This window comes from Cohnella sp. GCM10020058, from assembly GCF_042683485.1.
In the GTDB taxonomy this organism is placed as follows: Bacteria; Bacillota; Bacilli; order Paenibacillales; family Paenibacillaceae; genus Cohnella.
In genome coordinates this window covers 380,000-403,100 of the sequence record NZ_JBHUJV010000017.1, presented here as the reverse complement: position 1 = coordinate 403,100, position 23,101 = coordinate 380,000, and the positions used below count along the sequence as shown (strand labels likewise).

Here is a 23,101-nt window from a genome sequence, read left to right as displayed (position 1 = left end):
TAACGTGATCAACGGTCGAAAAAATTCCCGATCATTTCCCTGACCAGACTTGAATAGATCGGTTTGCTCATATACTCGTCCATGCCGGCTGCCATAAATCGCTCCCGGTCCCCTTTGAGCGCGTTCGCCGTGACCGCCACGATGATCGGACATGCATCCGCGGGCAGACGGTCACGGATCATCCGCGTCGCTTCGATGCCGTCGACGCCGGGCATTTGCACGTCCATGAAGATCAGGTCGAATGCGTCGCGCGTCGCCGCTTCGACCGCTTCGAAGCCGTGCGCGGCAATAACGACTTGATGGCCCAGCTTTTCCAATATTTTAAGCATAACCAATTGATTGATCTTGTTGTCCTCAGCGACGAGGATTCGCAGTGGGCGCGTGTCGTCCGGTCCTTGCGCCGCATCCGCAGGCTGTGCCGCGGGATCCGCAGTTGTCTCGGCGGGGTCCAACTCGACCGTAAACGAAAACGCGGCGCCTTGCGCCTCCTGATGCTCCAGCCAAATGTCGCCCCCCATCAAAACCGTCAGCTTTTTGCTTATCGCAAGTCCCAAGCCTGTTCCTTCCGTTTCTTTCGAGTACTGATTGTCAATCTGATAAAACGGTTGAAAGAGCTTGAACGCCTTTTCCTTGGGAATGCCGATGCCCGTATCCTTCACCGTGAACTTGAGCCCTAGCTTGCCGCTTGCGGCTTCGATCTGAACGACGGTCACATATACGCCGCCGGACGTCGTGAATTTGACCGCATTGCTGAGCAGGTTCATCAGCACCTGCTTCAAACGGCTGTCATCGCCGACGGCAAGCTTCGGGACGTTGCGGTCGACCGAAATTTCCAACAGAAGCCCCTTGTCTCTCGCCTTGGCGGAGACGACGTCGACCGATTCATTCACGCAGGCGCGTATGTCGAACGTTTCCGATACAAGCTCCGTTTTTCCCGAGTCGATCTTCGAAAAGTCCAATATTTCCCCGATGATGGCAAGCAGCGTCTCCCCGCTCTTTCGTACGACATTCAGATAGCTCCGCTGCGTATCGGACAGGTTTTCTCCGTCGAGCAGCAGGTCCGTCATGCCGATGATTCCGTTCATCGGCGTGCGAATCTCGTGGCTCATCATCGCGAGAAATTCGCTTTTCGCTTTGTTGGTCGACTCCGCGCTTTCCTTTTCGATCAGCAGCTTTTTCTGTTCGGTAATATCCTTGATGATCAGATAGTAGCCGACATTGTCGCCATGAATGATAATCGGCGCCAGCGTCGTCAGCACTTCGCGCGTGCTGCCGTCCTTATGCGTAATCTTGTCGTTCTGGCGAACTTCGGCTTCGGAGGCGACGACGTTCCCTCGCAGCGGAACAAACCTTTTCCAGCCCGTGAATCTGGCGATCGGATTGCCGACCATCTCGCTTACCGTATAGCCCGTCAGTTCCTGCGCGACCTGATTGGCATTAATGACGCGTCCATCGAGATCGATCGACACGACGGCGTCGTGATTGTATTTCTTAAGCGACGTGTAGCGTTCGACGCTCTCCTGCAGCTTGAGCTCGACCAACTTGCGATCCGTAATATCCTGCACGGTGCCGACTAGTCCGCCGGCTTCGCCAGGATCCGAGTGGGCGATCGCACCTCGGATATGCATATATTTAACCGAGCCGTCCCGCATCGGCAGGCGCGACTCGAAGCTTAGCTCGCCGCCCCTGGCTGCTGCCACGGACAGCTCCGAAAAAGCTTCGCGGTCTTCGGGAGCGACAAGGTCGATCAGCTTCAGCTCTTCGCTATTGGTGCAGGTCGCTGCGTCTTGATAGATGAGCGACAGATTCGCCGAGTAGGAGAAGCGCCCGCTCTCCTTCTCCCACTCCCAGCTGCCGATCGAGGCGATTCGTTCTGCCTCCGCAGACATACGCTCGTGTTTTTTGCGCGCCGTGATCTCGCGGCCGATAAACAGCTTATATGAATTTCCGTTGTTTCCCTCAATCTGCTTGATGCTCGCTTCGAACCAAACGGATCTTCCGTCCTTGCGCTTCAGTCTGTATTCCTTCGGCGCACCTGCCTTCGGACATTGGCTCTTGTAGCGCTTCAGATCCAGTTCCTCAAAAAGCATGCGCTCGTCGAACCCGACGAGCTCGCCCTGACTGTAGCCGAGCAGCAAATAGGCATTCGGCGCCGCTTCCACGATCCGGCCTTTATCATCGCATATGTAATAGAGATCGACGATATTTTCGCCGATGACTTGCTGCCGCTCCCGAACGGCCTCCAGCTTGTCTTCGGCCCGTTTTTTTCCTTCCGCTTCATAGAATTGCCAGAGCGTGAGCGGTTCCCCTCCCGCGATCGACTCAAGCCTTCCCGACGAGACGTCAAATCTCACCGGCTTGCCGCCGCTGTTTTTGAGATGGACGCCCAGCATGGCGTCCTTATATCGCTCTGCTGTCTCAATACGCTCAACTCCTTCATAGCCGGCCTGAGCGAATAAAGCTTCGACCGGAATGCCAAGCAGCTCGGATTCGCCGTATCCAAGCATGCTCGTCAGCGCATCGTTCACCGCAACCCACCTTCCGGAGGAATTCGCGATTCCGATGCCGTGACGTGATAATTTGAACCATTGATCTCCCATACTGAGCAAGGACTGCGGCAAGCCTGACATCGCGTTTACTCCTTTCGCATGTCCGCCGATCTGTTTCGAGTCTACACGGACTGTCTATACCCCAATAGAGCGATTTCAAAACATTTTGCGAATTGCGAAAAAGACTGTCGAACATCCGACAGTCTCCATGCTAATGACATTATAACGCAAGACTATAGCTTGCGGTAATCGCTTTTCATAATTCCCATGACTTTCCCGGCCCAGCTTGAGCTTGCCGGACAGTATTTGGCGGCGACCTTATCGATGGTCGTCAAGCCTTTTTCTACGTATTTGTCCGAGAGCAGCTGTCCGAACTTGCGCACCGAATCGCCCTTTGATTTGAAGCGGAACGCTTTATTATCCTTGTCTCCCGATGTCGCGTTCAAGCCGAACAAATTGTTTTTGGTCCGGGACAGCTTGCTCTTCCCGTTGCCGCTCTCCAGCTTCATGACCGCGATCGTGAACAGCGCGTTAATGCCGTACTCATCTTCGATTTCCAGAACGACGTCCTCGATGCCGTTTCCTGCGAGCGCCGTTCCCTCGAACAGCTTTGCGATATGTTCTTCCGTCAAGCCGGAATCCGAACGGACCCGGTTGGTAGGACTCGAAGGATCCGTTGGATCTTGCTCGGCGCCGTCGCTTTTCGCTGCGTCCGCACCTTTCGGTTCGGCTTGCGGCTCCGATACGGCCGCTACCGCCACGGGGGGCGACAGCTCCGCCGGCGGGTCTGATGAGGGGCTGCCGACGGCAGAGGCACCGACAGGCGCGTCAGGATCGATCAAAGATGCATAGCCGCCGTGAACGTAGCCGCCTTCCTTCAACCGAAGCCAGCCTTTATCCGTAATCGCCTCCACTTCAAGACGCGTACCTTTTTCAACCACGCGGAGCACCTTGGAGCCGTTGTACGGATTGGCGCGCACGTTCAAATAATAGGCCGTTACTTCGTATATCGAAACGGATGAAGTTTTCGTTATCGTTTTCGGAACATCCCCGCCGGGCTTTTCGCCGCTGCCGGCGACCGTGCCGGCTCCGCTCGTGCCGAGTTCCTCGTCCAGCGTGAATTTAAGCGGTTTTTTCCGGTTGTCCGCCGGCAGATCGTTCGGATTGGCAGAAGACGGACCGTCCACATAAGACAAATGAATCGAGGCTTGGGCAGGAATGATATCCGGAAATGAGGGCCGTTCCTGCGTCCCTGCCGTCTTGTTCTGCGATCCGGCCGTAACGGTGGAGGGTGAGGATGTCGCGATCGGGGCTGCGGCGGCTGGCGCAACCGGGTCTTGCAATGCTGCGAGCGAGGTCAGGCCAAGGGTTGCAAACAGCGTCGCGACGATCAATACAACAAGGGGGAACCGCTTCTTATCTCCACGCATAACTGCACCTCTCTTCTTTTGATGAAGGACGAGCGAATCGTGAATATAGGATAGATTGTACAGACGGCCCCTTGAAAAACATGTCAATTCGTCAACGAATATTTAGATTTCCTTTGTCGACGAAGCGTGCGAAAACGCGGCTTCCCCCTTTCCATGCGTGGTCATTCAACGGATTCCTGCACGTATCCGGTCCGGCTGACGGCTCTTGTCGTCTGATGCTGCGGCTTCGCCGTCTGAGGAACACCCTGCTTCCGCCTTCTGAAAAGCATAAAAAAGCAGGAACGCCCCTGCTTCATCGATTCGATGAAAAGGGACGTTCCTGCTTAAGTAGTGGCCCGCTTAGCTGTCGTCTCCACGATCGAGCCAGCTCCGCATCATGGCGAGCAGCTGCGCGCTGTTGACCGGCTTGGTAATATAGTCCGAGGCGCCGGCTTCAAGACATAGCTCCCGGTCTCCCTTCATCGCCTTGGCCGTGAGCGCGATGATCGGCAGCTCCGCAAACGCCGGGTTCGCGCGGATCGCGCGGGTCGTCTCGTAGCCGTCCATGACCGGCATCATAATATCCATCAGCACGATGCTGATGTCAGGCGTCGATTCGAGAATGTCGATCGCGGCTTGGCCGTTCTCCGCCGGCAGCACCGTCATCTGGTGTCGTTCGAGTATCGTCGTCAATGCGAAAATGTTGCGGACGTCGTCGTCCACGACGAGTACCTTGCGCGATTGGATCGCTTCGTCCGACTGATAGATGCGCTCAAGCGCTTCTCGCGAGCCCGCCGGCAGCTCGTCCGATCTCCGGTGGAGGAATAGTGTCGTCTCGTCCATCAGCTGAACGGTGGTGCGCGCTTCCTTTACGACGGAGGACTTGAGAATTTCTTCCCATTCCTCCTGCTCCTCCCCGCTCAGCTTAATGCCGCCTTCCACGACGATCGGAATGCGTCTGCCCACCGACTTCTTCTGGATCTCCCGCAGAAACTTCGGCATCGGCATATCGGACAATTCGCCTTCCGTGACGACGCAATCGAAAGGTTTTGAGCCGATTTGATTCAACGCTTTGCGCGCCGTATCGACCGCCGTGATCTTGAGCGTGCCGCCTGCGAGCGAATCGACGATCTGCTTCCTGCGTTCGGGCGACTTCACGACCGCGAGCAGCTGACGCTCCCCGCGGGAAGCGAACGCGTTGAGACTTTCGAGTGCCAGATCAAGCTCGTCGTTGGTGACGGGCTTGCACAAATAGTCGTATACGCCTTTGCGCAGCAGCTCGGTCTTGTCCTCGTCGACGGTAATGACGCACACCGGGATATGACGGACCGACATGTCGTTTTTCAGATGCTCCAGTACGAGCCACCCGTCCGTGTCCCCGAGGTGAAGATCGAGCGTGATTGCCATCGGGTTGTACTTTTTGGCCAGCTCGAGCGCTTGCAGGCCCTTGGACGTAATCACCGTCTTGATCCCCTTGCGGCTCAGCGCGTCCTGGACGATCTCGCAAAACTTCAAGTCGTCTTCGACGATCAGAAAGACGGAATCGCCAGGCTCGATGTCGTCGCGGTCATCCTGCAGCTCCGCCCCTTGGGTCGGCGGGGTCAACCGGATGCGCTTGGGCGGAGAGACGTCGATCACCTCGGGCATATGCCTCGTCTTCGGCTCTGGCTGAACGTCCCATGCGTCGATCGGCAGATACAAGTTAAACACGCTGCCGCTGCCCGGCTCGCTGAAGAGAGTAATCTCCCCGCCGAGCATCTCCGCAATCTCGGTCGAGATCGTGAGGCCGAGTCCGGTGCCGCCGTACACCCGGTTCGTGCTGCCGTCCGCTTGCTGGAACGCCTCGAATATGATCTGCTGCTTGTCCTTCGGAATGCCGATTCCCGTGTCGCTCACGGTAAAGCACAGCACGGAAGCCGCCCGGTTAAGCCGGTCCGCGCTCTCGCTCCATCCTTCCGTCGCTTTGCGGACCCGGAGCATGATCTCTCCTTTCTCCGTGAATTTGAAGGCGTTGGAGAGCAGATTTTTCAATATTTGCTGCAGCCGCTTCGGATCGCTGACAATGCGCGACGGTACCTCCGGTTCGACCTTGATGCGGAACGCGAGCAGGCGCTCGTCCACCATATGGCGGAAGGAACGGTCGAGTCCGTCCGTCAGCTCTCTGATGTTGAGCTCGCTGAACTCCGCCGAGACGGTGCCCGACTCGATCTTCGACAGATCCAATATGTCGTTGATCAGATTAAGCAGCTCGTGGCCGGAATCCTGGATCGTCTTGGCGAACTTCACCTGGTGATCGGCCAGATTGCCGTCCAGGTTGTCGGCGAGCTGCTCGGCGAGCAGCAGCAGCGAGTTGAGCGGCGTGCGCAGCTCGTGCGACATGTTGGCCAGGAACTCGGACTTGTAGCGCGACGTGAGCGCCAGCTGTTCGGCCTTTTCCTCGAGGAATCGTCTTGCGACCTCTACCTCGTTGTTTTTGCTCTCGACCTCGGCCTTCTGAATGACGAGCAGCTTCGCTTTGTCCTCCAGCTCTTCGTTCGTATTCTGCAGCTCGAGCTGCTGCTTCTGCAGCTCCTCGGTGAGCGATTGGGACTGGACGAGCAGCTCCTCCGTACGCCGGTTCGCCTGCATCGTATTAATGACGATACCGATCGAGTCGGTCAGCTGATCCAGCAGCGCGATATCGATCTCGCTGAACGATCGGAACGAAGCCAGCTCCAGCACGGCAAGCACTTGATCCTCGAAAATGATCGGCAGCAGCACGATGTTAAGCGGCGTCGCCTCTCCTAGCGCGGAGGAAATCACGACATAATCGCCTGGCACGTTCGTAAGCAGAATGCGCTGCTTCTCGATCAGGCATTGGCCGACCAGGCCTTCGCCCGCGCGGAATTCGTTGGACAGATGCTTGCGATTGTGGAAGGCGTAGCTGGCGAACAGCTTCAGCACCGACTGGCCGCTCACGACATCGTTCATATAGAAGACGCCATGCTGCATCGAGACGAGCGGCGCAAGCTCCGACAGGATCATGCGGCAGACGGCATACAGATCCCGCTGTCCTTGCATAAGCCGGGAGATCTTCGCGAGATTCGTTTTCAGCCAGTCCTGCTCGGTGTTGATCCGGGTCGTTTCCTTCAGATTCCGGATCATCTCGTTGATATTGTCCTTCAGCGTCTCGACTTCGCCGGCGGCGGCGACGTCGATCGTACGCGACAGGTCTCCGTTCGTCACCGCGGTGGCGACGTTCGTAATCGCACGTACCTGCGTCGTGAGCGTGCTCGCCATGTAGTTGACGTTGTCCGTCAGGTCGCGCCAGGTGCCTGCGGCGCCAGGCACGCTTGCCTGTCCGCCCAGCTTCCCTTCCGCGCCGACCTCCCGGGACACGGTTGTGACCTGGTCGGCGAAGATGGCCAGCGTATCGGTCATGTTATTGATCGTCTCGGTCAGCTCCGCGATCTCGCCCTTCGCATCCACGGTCAGCTTCAGCTTCAGGTTGCCGTTCGCGACCGCCGTTACGACCTTGGCGATACCGCGCACCTGATCGGTCAGGTTGGCGGCCATGATATTAACGTTGTCGGTCAGATCCTTCCAGATGCCGCCGACGCCGCGCACCTGCGCCTGACCGCCGAGCTTGCCGTCCGTGCCGACCTCCCGCGCCACCCGCGTAACCTCGGACGCGAACGAATTGAGCTGGTCCACCATCGTATTGATCGTATTTTTCAGTTCGAGCAGCTCGCCTTTGACGTCGACGGTGATCTTCTTGGACAGGTCCCCGTTCGCGACCGCCGTCGTGACGCCGGCGATGTTGCGCATCTGAATGGTCAGGTTGCTCGCCATGTAGTTAACCGTATCGGTCAGGTCCTTCCACATGCCCGATACGTCCTTGACGTCCGCCTGCACGCCCAGCTTGCCTTCAGTGCCAACCTCGCGGGCGACGCGGGTAACTTCGGACGCAAAGTTGCCGAGCTGGTCCACCATCGTGTTCATCGTGTTTTTCAGCTCGAGAATCTCGCCCTTGACGTCTACGGTGATCTTCTTGGACAGATCGCCCCTTGCGACGGCGGTCGTGACGTCCGCGATGTTGCGCACCTGGTCGGTCAGGTTGCGGGCCATGTTGTTGACGCTCTCGGTCAGGTCCTTCCAGGTGCCGCCGACGCCCTTGACCTGCGCCTGGCCGCCGAGCTTGCCGTCCGTGCCGACCTCGCGCGCCACGCGCGTAACCTCGGAGGCGAACGTCGACAGCTGATCGACCATCGTGTTGATCGTATTCTTCAGCTCGAGGATCTCGCCTTGTACGTCGGCCGTAATTTTCTTGGACAGGTCGCCGTTCGCAACGGCCGTCGTGACGACGGCGATATTGCGCACCTGGTCGGTGAGGTTGGACGCCATATCGTTAACCGATTCGGTCAGGTCGCGCCAGGTGCCCGCCACGCCTTTAACCTGGGCTTGTCCGCCCAGCATCCCTTCGGTGCCGACCTCGCGGGCCACGCGCGTAACTTCGGAAGCGAACGTCGACAGCTGATCGACCATCGTATTGATCGTATTTTTGAGCTCGAGGATCTCGCCTTTGGCGTTAACGGTGATCTGCTTGGTCAGATCGCCCTTCGCGACGGCCGTCGTCACTTCGGCGATGTTGCGCACCTGGTCGGTGAGCGTGCCGGCCATGAAGTTAACGCTGTCGGTCAAGTCCTTCCAGGTGCCGGAGACGTCCTTGACGTCCGCCTGGCCGCCGAGAATGCCGTCGTTGGAAACTTCGCGGGCGACGCGGGTAACTTCGGAAGCGAAGTTGCCGAGCTGATCCACCATCGTATTGATCGTGCTCTTCAGCTCGAGGATTTCGCCTTTGGCGTCGACGGTAATCTTTTTGCTCAGATCGCCCTTCGCCACGGCGGTCGTGACCTCCGCGATGTTGCGCACCTGGTTGGTCAAGTTCGAAGCCATGTAGTTAACGCTCTCGGTCAGGTCGCGCCAGGTGCCGGCGACCCCGCTGACCTCCGCTTGTCCGCCGAGGATGCCCTCGGTGCCGACTTCGCGCGCCATCCGCGTGACTTCCGACGCGAAGGTCGACAGCTGGCCGACCATCGTATTGATCGTGACCTTCAGCTCCAGAATCTCGCCTTGAACGTCCATCGTGATCTGCTTGGACAAATCCCCGTTCGCGACGGCCGTCGTCACGACGGCGATGTTGCGCACCTGATTGGTCAAATTCGAAGCCATGTAGTTAACGCTCTCCGTCAAGTCGCGCCAGGTGCCGGACACGCCCTTGACGTCGGCTTGACCGCCGAGCTTGCCTTCGGTGCCGACCTCGCGCGCTACGCGCGTAACCTCGGACGAGAACATCGACAGCTGGTCGACCATCGTGTTGATCGTGTTTTTGAGCTCGAGAATCTCGCCCTTCGCATTGACGGTAATCTGCTTGGACAGATCGCCCTTGGCCACCGCGGTCGTCACGGCCGCGATGTTGCGAACCTGGTCGGTCAGATTGCTCGCCATGTTGTTGACGCTCTCGGTCAAATCCTTCCAGGTGCCGGATACGCCCTTGACATCGGCTTGCCCGCCGAGCTTGCCTTCCGTACCGACCTCGCGCGCCACGCGCGTGACCTCGGACGAGAACATCGACAGCTGGTCGACCATCGTGTTGATGTTAGCCGCAGTACGCTGGAATTCTCCCGTCAGCGGCCTCCCTTCGAGTTCGAGTTCGACCTTTTGCGATAGATCTCCTTGCGCGACCGCATTGATAACCCGAACCATCGCGCTGGTCGGCTGCGTGAGATCGTCGATCAGGCCGTTCAGCGATTCGACCGTCTGGTCCCAGGCTCCCCCCTTGTGCTGCAACGCAAATCTGCGCGACAGGTTGCCTTCTTTGCCGACGACGCGGGCGAGCTGCTGGATCTCGTGAACCATCGATTCCTGAATATCCATGATCTCGTTAAACGTATCGGCGACTTTGCCGGCCACGCCCGTATAATGGTAAGGCATGCGATAAGAGAAATTACCTTTTTTCCAAGCCATCAGCGCATTCAGCAGTTCCCCGCTATCCGCAAGATTGTCCCCGGACAGCTGATCCATATCCCGATCCGTCATAGATCCTCATCCCCCATGAAGCATAAATAATAACTTTTCTAATTTGAAAGGTTGCCGAGCAAACGTTTTAAGCGCTCAAGGGAAATTGGTTTTTGTATATAGTCATCGATGTTGGCGGATGCCGTTGCCTTGCTTGCGCGTTCCATCGCTTCTTCGTATCTCGCGCATAAAGCGACTACGAAAGGCGGCTCTCTCGGCACGCGTTTCGTTCGCCCTTTTCGGTCTGCGCCTCCTTGCGGAACGGCCGTCGCCAGCAGCTCTTCGTCGACGAAGACGAGATCGAAAACGCACTCGAGCAGCGCTTCATGCATCTCCTCCGCATCCAAGACAACCTTTGCCTCAATGCCAAGCATGTCCAGCATATGTACGAGCAAAGAGCGGTAGATCGGACAAGTCTCGCCGATCAGCACGCGCAATCCCTCCGGCCAGCGTTTGTCGTCCTCGCCCGTCCGTTCGGGAAGCACGGCGAGCGCATCGGGGCGCATCGGCTCTGCGGCATCGCCCGGCACCCGGCCCGCCCGCACCGTAAAGACGAACATCGCGCCAGGCTCCCGCGTCTCCTCGATACGAATCGCCCCGCCCATCAGCTCCACAAGCGATTTGCTGATCGAGAGACCGAGACCGGTGCCGTCGAACTTGCGATTCATCGACGTATCGAGCTGCGCGAACGGATGGAAAAGCTGGCCGATCTTGTCCGCCGGAATGCCGATCCCCGTATCGAGTACCGTGAATTCGACGTCCAGACGGCCGCCTTCCTCCGACAGCTGCTTGACGAATATGTAAACGCCGCCTTTCTTGGTGAATTTTACGGCGTTTCCGACAATGTTGATCAGCACCTGGCGCAGCCTGTTCTTGTCGCCGATCAAAATCGACGGCAGGCCGGGATCGAGCACGACGATCAGCTCCAGCTGGCGCTCGCGCGAGGCCGCCGTGAACAGATCGATCGTCTCGAGGAGGCAAAGCCTGAGATCGTACGGCTCCTCCTCCAACTCCATTTTGCCCGACTCAATCTTTGAAAAATCGAGAATGTGGTTAATGACCGACAGCAACACGTTGCCGCTCGTATGTATGATGCCGACCATGCTGGCGTACTCCTCGGGCAGATCCGACGAGAGCAGCAGATCGGACATTCCGATGATGCCGTTCAGCGGCGTACGGATCTCGTGGCTCATCACGGCGAGAAATTCGGATTTGACCCGAAGCGCGATCTCGGCCGTCTCCTTCGCCTGCACAAGCGCGTGATTCGTCCGCTCAAGCTGCTTGGTCTGCTGCTGCAGAAGCTCGCTCTGCATCTGCAGTGCCTTGGTCGTCTCGTACATGCTGACGTAGCCCGCGATCTTCGATCTGAAAATATGCGGAGCAAGCGGTCTAGTCAAGTAATCGATGGCGCCTCCGGCATGGCCGTCGAAATCGTACTGCTCTTCGTGTGCATCCTGCGACACGAAGATGATCGGCACGACGCGCGACTTCTCGCGCGCTCTAATCATGGCAGCCGTCTCGAGCCCGTCCATGTCCGGCATATGGATGTCCATGACGATGACGGCAAATTCCTTCTCAAGCAGACAGCGCAACGCCTCGATTCCCGAATACGCCCTTACGCAAATGTAAGGTTCTCCGGCTAATATCGCTTCGATGGCCATCAGGTTTTCCGGACGATCGTCTACTAGCAAGATATGGGCGGCGTCTTCCATTCCGCTCCTCCTTGAATTTCGATAGATTGTCGAGCAAAAAATCTTATGGCGGTTTCATCGCACAAATGTCATGGTTATTTACCCACTCGACTTCTGTCTGAAACACTCGATTCCTGACTTTTTGAACATTTTTTTAGTATGCATACGCACGTTTGACGTGGAAAAGTATTGCATCTAGTTTACATAACTTTATTAACGTTACTTTCCGTAAAAATCCCATAAATATGCAAAAGCAGCCCGGATTGCAGGCTGCTTTTCGTTGGTTTTATCCGATTCGGGCATGCCGGATCGCTATGCGATCGTCATATCGACGCCTGCTGGAAGTGAAGCCCGGATTTCCGATTCGGGCGGCTCTCCCGCCGCTAGCGATGGCTCCAGTACGACGATCTCTCCGCTGTCCTCGCGTGTCCGGATCAACCGCCCCAAGCCCTGCTTGAATCTAAGCAGCATGTATGGCAAGTCCACCTCCCGGTAAGGATCGGCCGCCTCTCGGCGCTTGGCGTCGAACACCGGATCGTTCGGCGGGTAAGGCAGCGCCCACATGACGACGGTCGCGAGCGACGGCCCCGGAACATCGAGGCCTTCCCATAGCGTAACCGCGCACAGTACGCTCCCCAGATCGCGTTGGAACTCGGAGATCAATACCGTTATCTCGCGATCGCCTTCGAACAGAAACCGGCGGCCGGCCGTCCCTTCCGTCCGTTCGTAAGCCGCTTTAAACGCCGCCAACGCTTCCCTGGTCGGAAACAGGATCAAAACGCCGCCCTTCGCCCGGTTGACGGCTTCGAGCGCCGCTTCAGCTTTCCACGCCGTCAATGCCTTTAAATCTTCAATTAAAGCGGCGGGTTGCGCTCGCGGCACCGTCACCTTCATCCGCTCGGGATAATCGTACGGCGAAGCGACGCTGAACGATAAGTAATTCGGCACGCCCAGACTATGGGCGAGATAATCGAACGATTCGCCCGACGATAGCGTCGCCGAAGAGAAAACGATCGGCATCGGCTTCGCGAATACCCGCTCGCCGAGCACCTCGCGAACGGTGCGCGGCATAATGACGAGCGTTAGTCCTGTCAGACCGTCGACCGTCCAGCAAATCGGCGGTGTGGGACCCGCGAACAGGCCGAGCGCGACCCGCATCATTTCCAGATGTTCCTCGACGATTCGCAGCTGGTAGCCGTCCAGATTGAACAGCTCGCTCTCGAACACGAGGTTTTCCTCGATTCTTTCCAGCACGGCATCGAGCTCCGCGACAGACCGGAGCAGCGCTGCATCCGTCTTGATCTCCATCCGGTCGGAACCGGCGACCTTGGCGCTTCGCGCAGCCAGCGCGTCGAACAACAGCTCGCTCCGCTCGATCGCAAGGTCGATCTGCACCGCCAAAGACTCCCGGATATCGTTTTTAAGCAAGCGCGTGACGAGCTCCTCGAACGCAGCATGCTTGAGCCTGTAGGTGAGCGCCTTCTGTGCGGCGGATTCCAGCAGATGGCCTTCGTCGAAGACGACCGAGCTGTGCTCGGGCAGGAGCGGCAATTGCCCTTCCCGTTTGCGGCTCTCGTACGTCCATACATGTTCCATGTAAAAATCGTGCGAACAAATAACGATATCCGCTGCCCCGCGATAATGCTCCCTTGACAGCGTCATCCCGCAGCGATGGCGCTTGTCGCAGACGAAGCAGTCGCGGAAGCTGTCCCAGCCGATTCGCCCCCATTGCACGTCGTCCAGATCCGGATATTCCTTGCGATCGCCGTACGCATGGAACGACTGGAGCGCCTCCGTCTTGCCGACGAACGGCGGCAGGCTCTCGTAAATATCCTTGTACAGCTCCGTATCCGCGTATCCGAGCCGCGCATCGTCCAGCTTTTGCAGACACAAATAACGGTCCTGCGACTTGCCCAGTCTGGCATCGACCGTCAGGTCCAGATGCTTGGCCAGCTTTGCAAGGTCTCCTTCCGGCTTGGCGAGCTGCTCGATCAGAGACTCGTCCGCGCATGCGACGACTGCGGGCTTGCCCGTGTAACGCGCATAACATACCGCATAAAGCAAATAAACGAGCGTTTTGCCCGTACCGACGCCCGCCTCGGCGAAAATCGTTTTTTTATCCGCATACGCCCGCTCCACCTGATAGGCCATAAAAATTTGCTCGTCCCGAACCTCGAACCCGGCTTCGGGCAAAATATCGTAAAAAACGTCCGCGACCCATTCCCCGACTTGCAGGGCGAACGGTTTGCCGCTTACGACTTCGAATGGATAACGCTTGCTCAAGCTCCGTTGCCTCCAACCTTTTGTTGTCTGGTACTGCCCAAAATGCCGAAGCCATTATTATACCATGAAAATAACCGAAACGATGAATCGCTCCGGTCGGGCTGGATTATGTTCTTGCTTTTCACATCCTTCGCGTCATCGGCTTTTTGAGCTTTCAGATCGCAATTACGCGTTTGGTTCCGAAAGTGGCGCTGTCAGGCGGATTAATTCCGATCTCGACGCCGCCGGCCGAAGCGACATTGACGAGCTCCAGCTTCCCGCCGTCTATGCGAAAACAAATGCCGATGATCCCGCTTCCGCCATCGATCTTTTCCAATAAGTCAGCACCCAGAATAAAGCGGCCGACGTAGGGTGCCAGCTCGAACCGGTCCGTCCGCCACTCATAAGGCAGACGCCGCGCGCCCGGGCCTGTGAAGCAATCGCCCGCATTCGTGACGCTCATCTGAATCTCGTTGATCGTCAAACGGATCAGACGTTCGTTTTTGAATCCGATCTCCAGCTGCAGGCCTTCCAGCTCGAATACGACCGGCGAAGAAGCGCACCACCGCTCGGCTTGAACGTCCCATGCCGAACAGACGTTGCAGATCCGCGCCCCGCGCAACGTCTGCAGGTCGATGCCGTCAGCCTCCAAGAGCGACTGCGTATCGCCGTAACCCGGCGGGTCGTAACCCGGCCATTCGAAGGCCATGCGACTCCCTCCATTTCTAACCGAACCAATGCGCGATATAGATCATCACGATCAAACCGATGATAAACGAATAAGTCGAGGGACGCTCGTACCCATGTCCGTGACTTTCCGGAATAAGTTCCTTGTATGCGATGAACAGCATAGCGCCGGCCGCAAACGCAAGACCGATCCCGATCAACGAGTCGACATAGCTTGCCGTAAAGTAGCCGATGACCGCGGAGACGACCTCCATCAACCCCGTAAGCGTCACGAGTGCCAGCAGCTTCAGCTTGCCGACGTTCGACCGGAGCAAAAACACTGCCAGTACCAGACCTTCCGGCATATTTTGCGCGCCGATTGCGACGGCCACCATCGTGCCGAGCCCCTCGCTGGCGCTGGCGTAGCTGAAGCCCGTGCTTAGTCCTTCAGGTATATTGTGTATAAAGAGCGCTACCAATACCAGCAAAGCCTTATTGTCGAAGCCGCGCACGCGCGCCCCGTTCTCGACATCCACGTGCGGAATGTTTTTTTCGATCAGATCCAGAGAGACGATGCCGATGAGCAGGCCCAAAGTCAGCAGCACGAGGCCCGACTCATTGAGCGATTGCGGGATCAGCCCGAACATCGACGCGGACACCATGATACCGGCGGTGAACGCCACCAGCATGTCCTTCCACTTTTCAGACAGCCGCTTGATGAACAAGATCGGGACGGCTCCGAGTACCGTCGCCATCGCGGATATAAAGCTGCCAAGCAGCGCCGTTTCCAAACGCGATTCTCCTTTCGAAAACGAAGCGAAAGCCCCGCCGTTTCCTTATCGTATGCGAACGCGAGCCGTTTTTGACTTCGCCATGCTGCAATTCGATGCGCCTTGGTTTAAAATAACAATATACGATGTACGCGCTTCGTTCAATTACATGAACGCAAAAAGGACGGAGCGTTTGGCTCCGTCCTTCGCTTGCAGATGGCATTATTCCTATTGAGCTTCGTTCAAGTCGCTCGTCACATTCCACACCTTGCTCTCTTTTTCACCTTTTTCGGCCTGAATTGTAAAATAGGCCGCCGTATTTTGATCACTGCGAAGCCAGAATACAATGGCCTTTCCTGCTTGCTCGTTCCAGAGAATGGCCGGATAGGCATCTCCTTTTTTCAAGCCTTTTTTACGAACATCACTCATCATTGCGTCGTTAAAAGTGAAAGCTTCCTCCATCGGCATTTGATTCGTGATCCCGATGGCCGTGTTCACCGCTGCTCACCAATTTCCATTCATCTAGGTCATTAATTACCTTGTTTTTCAAAAGCAAATCTTCTGCGACCGACCAGTTGTGTTTTATTTTTTGTATGATTTCCGGCGGCATTCCATCGAACAGGGGGGATGCGTATTGAATATGTGCGGTCCCGTTTTCAATTTGCTCAAGCGGTGTCTCTATGTGCGTGGCCTCCGTGCTTCGATCAAAGACTAAAAATAAAGCGCCGCAAACGCACCCTAATATTGCCGAGCATATGAGCGATTTATTTTTCATCAAAGTTCACCCCTCTATTTAGGTTTGCTTGCACTGTAATGCCTGCAAATATACATCTATTTTTATGATTAAAGCTATTTTAAACTAAATTGATGCATATGTGCATTTATTTTCCTTTTTAAGTTCGATTTTCGACTTTTAATTTGAATTTACCTGCACATTTGCAGGTATTTGATCAAGAGCCGTTAGTCGACAGAAAATACCTGCACATTTGCAGGCTTTTGGATCCGCGAAGCGTTTAAAAGCGCCGGTACGCCAAAAGTGCGCTTACCTGTCACGAATCGCCGCCCCATTTATTTCTTAAAATATAAAAAAAACTGTCCCAAAAAGGACAGTCTCCAAATATTAACCTTCCACCAGCGTCAACCTCGCCTGACCTTCCTGCCTCCGCGCGATTTCCAGCTTGCGGATCCGGTTGCGGTCTTTTTCGCGGATGATGAACGCCAGGTTCTCCTCCTCGTAAATCCACGGCACGTTCTTGGGCAGGTCCGGCTGCATCGCGAACAGCCAGCCGCCGATCGTGTTGACCTCGTCGCTCGGCAGCTGCACCTCGAACAGGCGGTCGACTTCGTCGACGAGCGTCTTGCCGTCCACGACGTACTTGTCCTCGCCGATCTCCTCGATCGGCTGAATCTCGTCCTCGTCGAATTCGTCGCGGATCTCGCCGACGATCTCCTCCAGGATGTCCTCGATCGTCACAAGGCCGGCCGTACCGCCGTATTCGTCGTGCAGCAGCGCAATATGCTTGCGCTCGGCCTGCATCCGGATCAGCAAATCCTTGACGGGCATCGCGTCGGGTACGGAGAGCACCGGCTGCAGCAAGGCGCCAAAATCAAATTCAGGATTATTATCGTAATTCAAGAAAAATTGCTTTGTGTTGACAAAGCCGATAATGTCGTCTTTGCTCTCGCCGGCGACCATGAATCGCGTATACTGCTCGCGCTTGATCGTCGCCAGATTGTCGGCAAGCGACTTGTTCTTGTGCAAGCACACCATGTCGGTCCGCGGAATCATAATATCGCGAGCCAGCAGCCTGTCGAACTGGAATATCCGGTTCACGTAGCCGAATTCCTCTTCGTTGATCTTGCCGCTCTCGTAGCTCTCCGACAGAATCAGCCGGATCTCTTCCTCGGAGTGGGCTTCTTCGTGCTCGCTGGCCGGCTTCATGCCGAACATGCGGATAAGTCCGTTCGCGGAGCCGTTAAGCGCCCAAATAAAAGGGTACATCACCTTGTAGAACCATACGATAACCGGCGCGACAAGCAGCGAGATCGCCTCGGCCTTCTGGATGGCCAGCGTCTTCGGCGCCAACTCGCCGAGCACGACGTGCAAGTACGTTATCAGTGCGAATGCAATGATGAAAGAAAGCACGTGCGACACGCTCTCTCCGATCTGAAGCGAATGAAACAACGGCTCGAGCAGCTTTTCAACTGTCGGTTCCCCTAACCAGCCGAGACCCAGCGCGGTAATCGTGATTCCGAGCTGACAAGCGGACAGGTAGCCGTCGAGATTGGTAATCACTCGCTGGACGGCCAAGGCATTTTTCTTTTTTTCCATCACCAGTTGGTCGACGCGGCTTGACCGGATCCGAATAATCGCAAATTCGGTAGCGACGAAGAAGGCAGTAAGCAGAATGAGCAACGCAACCCACACCAAGTTCAGCCCTAGCATTCGCAGTCACCCCCTTCAATCGCCTGCCGGGCGATGGCTGCTGTGCGATAGACTAGCGGTCGTAAGCTGCGTAAATCAGATTCTGTGTCCACGTACGATTGTCTCCTCCTGCCCCAAAATGGATTGTCCTTAATTGATCTAATTCATACATACGCTAAAAATACCGATTTAGATTCAAAAAGATTCGATTTTTATCCCATACCCGGTCCGTCGAAACTTTAAACAGTCGCTACAGTCACTAATTTCCATTGACAACATGGTCAACGCTTGCTACTATGTGAAAACAAATTATTCCTACATATTTTATCAGATTATTCGGGCGAAGGAGACATTTTAATGAAAACAATTACGGTAGACTCGCGCAAACTGCTTTTGTCGGCGCTCGTTGCCGCTACGCTCGCAGGCGGATCGCATGCCTTTGCCGCTGCGCCGGCCAATGCGCAAATTCAAGCGCATGAGGTGCAAGCCTCCGAATACGCTGCCTTTTTAAAAGATAAATATTCGATCGCACTGACCGCAGGCCTCACAAAAGGCGAATTCCTGTCGGCGCTTGCAGAAGCCCTGAAGGCGCAGCCGGCTGAAAAACCTCACACTTTTACGGATCTCTCCGCCTCCGATCCGCTCTATCAGGATGCCGCGGCATTGTATGCCCTTGGCGTCATAACGGCGGATACCGTAGCGGCAGGCCAACGCCTGTCCGCCGTTAATGCGGTCCAAATCGCAGTCAAAGCAGCCGGTCTTAAAGAGCTGGCCTACACGTACCCGGCTTCCAAGACGGCAGCCGCGCTGGCGAAGGTCAAGCTGAAGCCCGAATGGCTCGGCACGACTGCCGCACAGGAGGTAGCGGCCGCGATCGACACCGGTCTTCTGCCTGTCTCCTACTTTGGAGAAATTAAGCTTAAGGGTACAGCATCCCGCGAGCTCGCGGAAGTACTGATCGGCCAAACCCTTACCGTGCAAGGACTCTACAAGCACTTCCTCGGCTATGCATCCGACGCCGACATTTACGCCAAGCTTCAGGACGCATTCGCACAGTCGGACATCATTCAGTCTCCCGAGCTGCAAGCGGTCGTAGACGCCGCGCTGGAGCGCAACATCGTCACCGGCTACAACCTCAAAGACAGCCGGTACGAAGCTAACTTCGTCGACAGCCTGTCGCTCATCTACGGGCACTCCAACCTAAAGCATGCCCTTCAACTGATCGGACTGCTGCGCAGCGAAGGCATCGATGCCAAGGTGCAGTTCGAGCCTAAAACGTCCGCCTTCATCTATTTAAAAGAATGGGGCGAGCCAGGCGTTTCGGACCTGTATACGGTCAAGCAGATCGCAAACGGCAATTATATCGAATATGCCAAGGAATACGACATCGCGTTCGAGTTCGCGAACGCCGCCGACAAGCAGCGGTTCGACGGCATCATTGCAGCCTTCGCCAAGAAAAACGAAGACGACCAAACGGGCCTGCTGTACGGCTCGTGGTGGCAGCCGCTTTACTATTCGCTGACGGAGCTGCCCGGTTACAAAAAAATTACGAACAACAAGATCGAACACGGCCATTATTATGCACAATCGTTCTCCCTGCAAAACAGCTCGCAAGCAGTGGCCGCCGGCTTCCGCGAGATCGATCCGAGCATCTCCGTAATCAGCTACGATTTTTGGACGGACGTGCCTTTCTTTAATTATTTGAACGGCGAATCCAAGTAATCGCACGACGATATCCCTTTACATCGAAGGACCGCCGCGAGGCGGTCCTTTTCGCATGTACGAAATTGATCCGAAAATCCATTTGCGGGTAGTATATGTTAGGAAACATTTCAACCGATATCGCGCGCGGAGGTCAGTCGAATGGAAGTCTTCGAAATCATATTGTTTATGCTCGCGATTATCGCCCTGTCCAACATCGTCAATCGGCTATTGCCCGCCGTCCCCTTGCCGCTCGTGCAGATCGCGCTCGGCATGGCGCTCGCGGTGCTGCCGATCGGTCATCATTTGAAGCTCGATCCGGAGCTGTTTTTTGTACTGTTCATCGCTCCACTGCTGTTCAACGACGGCCAGCGTACGCCCCGGGACGAACTTTGGGAGCTCCGCGTTCCCATTTTGCTTATGGCGCTAGGCCTTGTTTTCGCTACGACTGTCGGGGTCGGCTACATCATTCATGCCATGATTCCATCGATTCCTCTTCCGGCGGCATTCGGTCTTGCCGCGATCCTGTCGCCGACGGATGCGGTCGCGGTGACGTCGATGGCCGGAAGGGTGTCGCTGCCGAAGCGCATTTTGCGGCTGCTCGAAGGCGAGGCGCTCATGAACGACGCTTCGGGCCTTGTGGCGTTCAAGTTCGCGATCGCCGCCGCCGTCACCGGCTCCTTCTCCCTCCTGAACGCCACCGGCAGCTTCCTTCTGATCTCGCTCGGCGGCCTGCTGTGCGGCACGATTATCGCAGCGCTGCTCATTCGTCTGAGGCTTTTTTTGAGGCGTTGGGGCATGGAAGACGTCACCGTACATATGCTCATTCTTATTCTTACGCCCTTCCTCATCTTTCTCGCGGCGGAGGAACTCGGCTTGTCCGGCATTCTTGCCGTCGTCGCCGGCGGCGTCGTCCATGCCGTAGAGAAGGACCGGATGGAATCCCGCATGGTGAAGCTGCAGATCGTATCGAAGAGCACCTGGTCGGTCATTTTATACGTACTCAACGGTCTTGTCTTTCTGCTGCTCGGTCTCCAGGTCCCCGAGGTCGTAAACGTCATCTTTTTCGAAAATCCGATCAATAATGGCATCGTCGTCGGCTATATCGCCGTCATCTTCGTTTCGCTGCTCGTCTTTCGTTTTTTGTGGGTGTACCTGTTCTGGGAAAATCGGTTCTCGCGTAAAAACGGCCGTTCCATGCGCGAGGGACTCGGAATGTCGGTGCTGACGTCGCTGTCCGGCGTGAGAGGGGCCGTCACGCTGGCGGGCGCCTTTTCGATCCCGCTCGTGCTCGATAACGGCGACGCATTCCCCCAACGCGACCTCATCCTGTTTCTGGCCGCGGGCGTCATCCTCATCAGTCTTATCGTTGCAAGCATCTGCCTGCCGCTGCTTACGCGAAGCGACGACGAAGGCCCGACCGAAGAAGAGGAAAAGCTTAACGCGGCACGCATGGCCACGATCAAAGCGGCGCTGCGTTTTCTTGCCGAATCGATCAACGAAGACAACCGCCACGCCTCTCATGCCGTCATCGCCCAATACGAGTCCAGATTGCGGCGCTTGTCCCTTCACGAGGAAGAGCAATCGGAGGGCTTCGAGCTCGCCGTCAGCGAAAACCAGGCACGCTTGATCGGACTTCAGGCGGAACGCAAAGAAATCGCTCGGATGTTCAAGGCCGGCGAAATCCCCGATTATGTGGCGAACCGGTTCAACGATTCGTTCGCGTCGCTCGAGGAGGCGCTGTCGCGCCGCTCCAGAATGCGCATTTTGTTGCTGACGCGGGGGCTGAGAAAGCTGGGTACGGCGATCATCAAGCCGAAGGAACAGGAGCCCCGTCTGGACAAGAGCATCATTCGCAAAACGAAGCTGAAAACGTGCCAGGCCGCGATCGGCTCGATCCGCGCGCAAATGACGAAGGAAAACCGCAAAGCTGCGCTGAACGTGATCGGCCAATACCGGGAGATCATCCGCGCGATCTCCCGAAAAAACGAAGATCCGGAAGACGAGCTGCTCCAGCGAAAGCTCCGCCAGGAGATCCAGCTGCGCGCTTACCAAGTGGAACGGGATGAGATTCAAGCCTTGTACGAGCGAGGAGAAATTAAGCGGGACATGGCCAACGCGCTGCGCAAGACGATCAGCTACTCGGAGGCCAGCGTATTAGAAGGAGAGCTGGCATAAGCCGGCTCTCTTCGTTCGTAGCGTCTATTATTCGCGATCGTATGTGCGCCTGGACGGATAGCGGCCGCGCCTGACGCGCCGCACCAGCAATACGGCCACGCCTGCGCCGACCAGGGCACCCGCACCGAGCGCATAGACGCGAATGAAAGAACGGGAGGCTCCGGCGGCATCAAGCACCGCGGAAGGTTCGTTCTCGCCTTGCCGGCCCGAAAAAGCGGAAATTGAAACCTCTTTTTTGACCGGCGACAACTCGCCCGAATCGTAGGTTCCCTGTTGGCTCTCTAATGTGACGTGCCCGTTCGGGTCGACCGTCAAGACCGGCGACGCGCTTTTCGGATATACGCCCCAAATCGGCTTGTCCGCGATCCATTCGCTTGCGGCTCCCGCCTCATTTTGAAGCTCGTAGCGCTCTCCCTTGGCAAAAAGCATCCTCACGCCGAAGTTCGCGAACCCGTAATCGAGCATCTCGGCCATATCTGCATAAGCGATGTTTTTCGAGCCGGCCTTCAGCACGACGCCGATGAGCGACATGCCGTCCCGCTGCGCGGCTCCGACCAGCGTGTTGCCTGAGGCGATCGTATATCCGTTCTTCACGCCGGTCGCGCCAGGATAGTCGGTCAGCATTTTATTATGATTTTCGAGCGTAGTCGTCCACTCGAGACCGGTCCAAGGCAGCTTGCGCGTGGACACGATCCGCCGGAATGTATCGTTGTCCATCGCGTACCGGGTCAGCAGCGCCATATCGGCAGCGGTGGTGTATTGATTCGGATCGGGCAGTCCGGACGGATTGACAAAGTTGGAGTCGTAGGCGCCGATCGTGTTACGCATAAACGCATTCATTCGTTCGGCAAATTTGTCCTTTGTGCCGTCGATCTGCTCGGCGATCGCCGTCGCGGCGTCATTGCCTGAGTTGAGCATCATGCCGTATAACAGCTTCTCCATCGTAACCTGCTCGCCCTCGGCCAGATAGACGCGGGTCCCCTCCTCGCCGCGCGCGGTTTTGGACACAGTCGCGACATCGGTCAAAGACGAATGCTCCAAGGCGATGATCGCCGTCGCAATTTTCGCGATGCTGGCCGGATACAGCCGTTCGTTGCCGTTTTTCACATACAGCACGTCACCCGTATGCTGCTCGATGAGAATCGCAGCTTCGCTCTGCGCCTGCGGCGGCGCCGCTCGGTCGGACGGATCTGCCGCAGTTGCATAGCCTGCACATACCAAAAAAACGATCGTCGCCGCGATCCAGGCTAACCCGATTCGTCGCCCGCTAAGCTGTCTCATCCAGCGTACCCCCGTCGCAATGTTCGACTGCCGACTGATTTCTGCGTTTTGCCATTGTGCCGAAGTCCATTCCGAATCGCTTCAACCCTATTTTATCGCGTATAAGGTGCCT

General features: G+C 56.6%; 13 protein-coding genes. 2 read left to right on the top strand and 11 right to left on the bottom strand.

The window, feature by feature from the left end; genetic code table 11:
* Positions 1 to 8 precede the first annotated feature (8 nt).
* The 10 genes from ACFSR7_RS29310 to ACFSR7_RS29265 all read right to left on the bottom strand — a co-directional run bounded on the left by ACFSR7_RS29310 (position 9) and on the right by ACFSR7_RS29265 (position 17,850).
* The gene (locus ACFSR7_RS29310; RefSeq protein ID WP_378167765.1) at positions 9 to 2,630 is read right to left on the bottom strand and encodes a PAS domain S-box protein; all 2,622 of its coding nucleotides are present in this window, start codon (positions 2,628 to 2,630) and stop codon (positions 9 to 11) included.
* 152 nt (positions 2,631 to 2,782) lie between these two features.
* The gene (locus ACFSR7_RS29305; protein ID WP_378167763.1) at positions 2,783 to 3,979 is read right to left on the bottom strand and encodes a glucosaminidase domain-containing protein; all 1,197 of its coding nucleotides are present in this window, start codon (positions 3,977 to 3,979) and stop codon (positions 2,783 to 2,785) included.
* Positions 3,980 to 4,318: 339 nt separating this feature from the next.
* On the bottom strand, positions 4,319 to 10,036 hold the full coding sequence (locus ACFSR7_RS29300; protein WP_378167761.1) for a HAMP domain-containing protein: 5,718 nt from the start codon (positions 10,034 to 10,036) through the stop codon (positions 4,319 to 4,321).
* Positions 10,037 to 10,074: 38 nt separating this feature from the next.
* Positions 10,075 to 11,727, bottom strand: a complete 1,653-nt coding sequence (locus ACFSR7_RS29295; RefSeq protein WP_378167760.1) for an ATP-binding protein — start codon at positions 11,725 to 11,727, stop codon at positions 10,075 to 10,077.
* 291 nt (positions 11,728 to 12,018) lie between these two features.
* A complete protein-coding gene (locus tag ACFSR7_RS29290) occupies positions 12,019 to 13,989 on the bottom strand; it encodes an ATP-dependent DNA helicase (protein ID WP_378167758.1) in 1,971 nt (656 codons plus the stop codon).
* A gap of 154 nt (positions 13,990 to 14,143) precedes the next feature.
* The gene (locus ACFSR7_RS29285) at positions 14,144 to 14,677 is read right to left on the bottom strand and encodes a hypothetical protein (RefSeq protein WP_378167756.1); all 534 of its coding nucleotides are present in this window, start codon (positions 14,675 to 14,677) and stop codon (positions 14,144 to 14,146) included.
* Positions 14,678 to 14,693: 16 nt separating this feature from the next.
* Positions 14,694 to 15,425, bottom strand: a complete 732-nt coding sequence (locus ACFSR7_RS29280; protein WP_378167755.1) for a ZIP family metal transporter — start codon at positions 15,423 to 15,425, stop codon at positions 14,694 to 14,696.
* A gap of 207 nt (positions 15,426 to 15,632) precedes the next feature.
* Complete coding sequence (locus ACFSR7_RS29275) at positions 15,633 to 15,872, bottom strand: hypothetical protein (RefSeq protein WP_378167753.1); 240 nt, start codon at positions 15,870 to 15,872, stop codon at positions 15,633 to 15,635.
* On the bottom strand, positions 15,844 to 16,179 hold the full coding sequence (locus ACFSR7_RS29270) for a hypothetical protein (protein WP_378167751.1): 336 nt from the start codon (positions 16,177 to 16,179) through the stop codon (positions 15,844 to 15,846). The genes ACFSR7_RS29275 and ACFSR7_RS29270 overlap by 29 nt, the downstream gene beginning before the upstream one ends.
* Positions 16,180 to 16,524: 345 nt before the next feature.
* Positions 16,525 to 17,850, bottom strand: coding sequence for a hemolysin family protein (locus ACFSR7_RS29265; RefSeq protein ID WP_378167749.1), 1,326 nt, complete (start codon positions 17,848 to 17,850; stop codon positions 16,525 to 16,527).
* Positions 17,851 to 18,186: 336 nt separating this feature from the next.
* Here ACFSR7_RS29265 and ACFSR7_RS29260 point away from each other — a divergent pair, with 336 nt between their 5' ends.
* Both ACFSR7_RS29260 and ACFSR7_RS29255 read left to right on the top strand, forming a co-directional pair.
* A complete protein-coding gene (locus ACFSR7_RS29260; protein WP_378167747.1) occupies positions 18,187 to 19,551 on the top strand; it encodes a hypothetical protein in 1,365 nt (454 codons plus the stop codon).
* A gap of 141 nt (positions 19,552 to 19,692) precedes the next feature.
* The gene (locus ACFSR7_RS29255) at positions 19,693 to 21,708 is read left to right on the top strand and encodes a Na+/H+ antiporter (RefSeq protein ID WP_378167745.1); all 2,016 of its coding nucleotides are present in this window, start codon (positions 19,693 to 19,695) and stop codon (positions 21,706 to 21,708) included.
* A gap of 27 nt (positions 21,709 to 21,735) precedes the next feature.
* Here ACFSR7_RS29255 and ACFSR7_RS29250 read toward each other — a convergent pair whose 3' ends face one another.
* Positions 21,736 to 22,989, bottom strand: coding sequence for a D-alanyl-D-alanine carboxypeptidase family protein (locus ACFSR7_RS29250; RefSeq protein ID WP_378167744.1), 1,254 nt, complete (start codon positions 22,987 to 22,989; stop codon positions 21,736 to 21,738).
* Positions 22,990 to 23,101 lie beyond the last annotated feature (112 nt).